General features: G+C 69.0%; 4 protein-coding genes. 2 read left to right on the top strand and 2 right to left on the bottom strand.

Annotated elements, in window-relative coordinates:
• Together arsB and CUT44_RS04555 are read right to left on the bottom strand one after the other, a co-directional pair.
• Positions 1–1,092 (bottom strand): ACR3 family arsenite efflux transporter (gene arsB / locus CUT44_RS04560; RefSeq protein ID WP_269846164.1); only part of this gene is annotated, 1,092 nt, incomplete at its 3' end.
• Positions 1,089–1,403 (bottom strand): ArsR/SmtB family transcription factor, encoded by a 315-nt coding sequence (locus CUT44_RS04555; protein WP_100200846.1) that lies wholly within the window; start codon positions 1,401–1,403, stop codon positions 1,089–1,091. The genes arsB and CUT44_RS04555, both read right to left, overlap by 4 nt.
• Positions 1,404–1,473: 70 nt before the next feature.
• Here CUT44_RS04555 and CUT44_RS04550 point away from each other — a divergent pair, with 70 nt between their 5' ends.
• Together CUT44_RS04550 and trxB are read left to right on the top strand one after the other, a co-directional pair.
• Entirely contained in the window at positions 1,474–1,896 is a 423-nt protein-coding gene (locus CUT44_RS04550) for an arsenate reductase ArsC (protein ID WP_100200845.1), read from the top strand.
• Positions 1,897–1,901: 5 nt separating this feature from the next.
• Positions 1,902–2,909: a thioredoxin-disulfide reductase gene (trxB, locus tag CUT44_RS04545; RefSeq protein ID WP_100200844.1), complete on the top strand. Its 1,008-nt coding sequence runs from the start codon at positions 1,902–1,904 to the stop codon at positions 2,907–2,909.
• Positions 2,910–2,911: the final 2 nt, after the last annotated feature.

The raw sequence follows: 2,911 nt of genomic DNA, 5'->3' as shown, positions 1-2,911 counted from the left end.
GGTGAACTTCTTGCGCCAGGCGAGGGCGACGTAGACCAGGGCGATGAGGACGGGGACCTCGATGAGGGGGCCGACGACGCCGGACAGGGCCTGGCCGGAGGTGACGCCGAAGGTGGCGATGGCGACGGCGATGGCCAGTTCGAAGTTGTTGCCGGCGGCGGTGAAGGCCAGGGTGGTGGTGCGTTCGTAGGCCAGGCCGAGGGCCTTGCCCAGGGCGAAGGTGCCGAAGAACATCAGCGCGAAGTAGACCAGCAGGGGCAGGGCGATGCGGGCGACGTCGAGGGGCTGGGAGGTGATCGTCTTCCCCTGGAGGGCGAAGAGGATGACGATGGTGAACAGCAGGCCGTACAGCGCCCAGGGGCCGATCTTCGGCAGGAAGCGCCGCTCGTAGTTCTCCCGGCCCATCTTCTTCTCGCCGAGGTGGCGGGTGAGGAAGCCGGCCAGCAGCGGGATGCCGAGGAAGATGACGACGTTGAGGGCGATCTCCCACATGGAGATGTCCAGGGCCTCGCCGTTGCCCAGGCCGAGCCAGCCGGGGAGCAGGTCGAGGTAGAACCAGCCCAGCAGGCCGAAGGCGAGGACCTGGAAGACGGAGTTGAGGGCGACCAGGACGGCGGCGGCCTCGCGGTCGCCGCAGGCCAGGTCGTTCCAGATGATGACCATGGCGATGCAGCGGGCGAGTCCGACGATGATCAGGCCGGTGCGGTACTCGGGCAGGTCGGGCAGGAAGATCCAGGCGAGGGCGAACATCACGGCCGGGCCGATGAGCCAGTTGACGACCAGTGAGGTGACGACCAGTCTCCTGTCGCCGGTGACGGCGTCGAGGCGGTCGTAGCGGACCTTGGCCAGCACCGGGTACATCATGATCAGCAGGCCGAGCGCGATGGGCAGGGAGATTCCGCCGATCTCGACCTTGGCCAGGGCGTCGTTCAGGCCGGGGGTCATGCGTCCCAGGCCCAGGCCGGCGGCCATGGCGAGCAGGATCCACACCGCCAGGAAGCGGTCCAGGGTGGAGAGCTTCTTGACGATCGAGTCGTCCGCTGCGGTGGGTCTTCCGGTGGGGGGCTGGGTGGCGGGTTCGGCGGTGGTCACGGGCAGGGCCTCTTCGTCTCGGCGGCGCGGGTGGTCCGGGCGGTGCGGGCCAGTTCCGTGAAGGAGCGGCCCAGGCATTCGATGACGTCCGGGCGCAGCCGGTAGTAGGTGAACCGGCCGCAGGGATCGGTCTCCACCACACCCGCCTCGCGCAGCACCCGCAGATGGTTGGAGAGGTTGGTCTGCTTGGCCCCGGTCTCGGCCACCAGGTGGGTGGTGCACAGCGTCTCGGTGGCCAGCAGGGTCACGATTCTCATCCTGAGCGGATCGGCGAGCACCCGGATCAGGTCAGTGTCGACTGACGTCATCATGTGCTGATACTGTCACATCAGCCGGAGGTGATGCCACCCCGGTTCCGTCGAGAGGTGAGAGAGACCTGTGATGTCCGACAAGCCGTCCGTGCTGTTCGTGTGCGTTCACAACGCCGGCCGCTCCCAGATGGCCGCCGCATGGCTGACCCACCTGGCCGGTGACCGCGTGGAGGTCCGCTCGGCCGGGTCCGCGCCGGCCGGCGAGGTCAATCCCGCCGCGGTGGAGGCGATGAAGGAGGCTGGCATCGACATGTCGGCCGAGGTGCCCAAGGTGCTGACGGTCGAGGCCGTCCAGGCGTCTGATGTCGTGATCACCATGGGGTGCGGGGACACCTGCCCGGTCTTCCCCGGCAAGCGCTACCTCGACTGGAAGCTGGAGGACCCCGCGGGACAGGGCGTCGAGGCGGTCCGCCCGATCCGCGACGAGATCAAGGCCCACATCGAAGCGCTGATCACCGAGATCGACGCCGAGACCGCCCGGGCGGAGGCGTGAGCGCCATGACGAACGACGGCATCCGCAACGTGATCATCATTGGTTCCGGGCCCGCGGGCTATACCGCGGCGCTTTACACCGCACGCGCCTCGCTGGCACCCCTGGTCTTCGAGGGCTCGGTGACCGCGGGCGGTGCACTGATGAACACCACCGAGGTGGAGAACTTCCCCGGTTTCCGCGACGGCATCATGGGCCCGGACCTGATGGACAACATGCGCGCCCAGGCCGAGCGGTTCGGAGCCGAGCTGATCGCCGACGACATCACCGCGGTCGACCTGGAGAGCGAGGTCAAGTCGGTCACCGACTCCGCCGGTGCCGTGCACCGCGCCCGGACGGTCATCATCGCCACCGGCTCCCAGCACCGTCGGCTCGGCCTGCCCAGAGAGGACGAGCTGTCCGGCCGCGGGGTGTCCTACTGCGCCACCTGTGACGGCTTCTTCTTCCGCGGCCAGCACATCGCCGTGGTCGGCGGCGGTGACACCGCCATGGAGGAGGCCACCTTCCTCTCCCGGTTCGCCGAGAAGGTGACCATCGTCCACCGCCGTGACACCCTGCGGGCCTCCAAGGCGATGCAGGAGCGCGCCTTCGCCGACCCGAAGATCACCTTTGCCTGGAACAGCGAGGTCGCCGAGCTCCACGAGGACGGCGGCAAGCTGTCGGGGCTGACCCTGCGCGACACCGTCACCGGCGCCACCTCCCACCTGCCGGCCACCGGACTGTTCGTCGCCATCGGCCACGACCCGCGCACCGAGCTGTTCAAGGGCGTGCTCACCCTGGACGAGGAGGGCTACCTGACGGTGGACGCGCCCTCCACCCGCACCAGCATCCCCGGAGTCTTCGCCGCCGGGGATGTCGTCGACCACACCTACCGCCAGGCCATCACCGCCGCCGGCACCGGCTGCTCCGCCGCCCTGGACGCCGAACGCTACCTCGCCGCCCTGGTCGACGCCCCCGAGAAGCACGTCGCCGAACCGGAGAAGACCGACGAGGCAGCAGCAGCCGCCGCACTCTGAAC

The organism is Streptomyces carminius (genome assembly GCF_002794255.1).
GTDB lineage: Bacteria > Actinomycetota > Actinomycetes > Streptomycetales > Streptomycetaceae > Streptomyces > Streptomyces carminius.
The sequence above is the reverse complement of the archived record's forward strand: the minus strand, read 5'-3'. Positions and strand labels throughout refer to the sequence as shown.

Bases quoted from the DNA above. Each gene is read 5' to 3' on its own strand.
- trxB (WP_100200844.1), top strand. From the start codon at position 1,902: ATGACGAACGACGGCATCCGCAACGTGATCATCATTGGTTCCGGGCCC.
- CUT44_RS04550 (WP_100200845.1), top strand. From the start codon at position 1,474: ATGTCCGACAAGCCGTCCGTGCTGTTCGTGTGCGTTCACAACGCCGGC.
- CUT44_RS04555 (WP_100200846.1), bottom strand. From the start codon at position 1,403: ATGATGACGTCAGTCGACACTGACCTGATCCGGGTGCTCGCCGATCCG.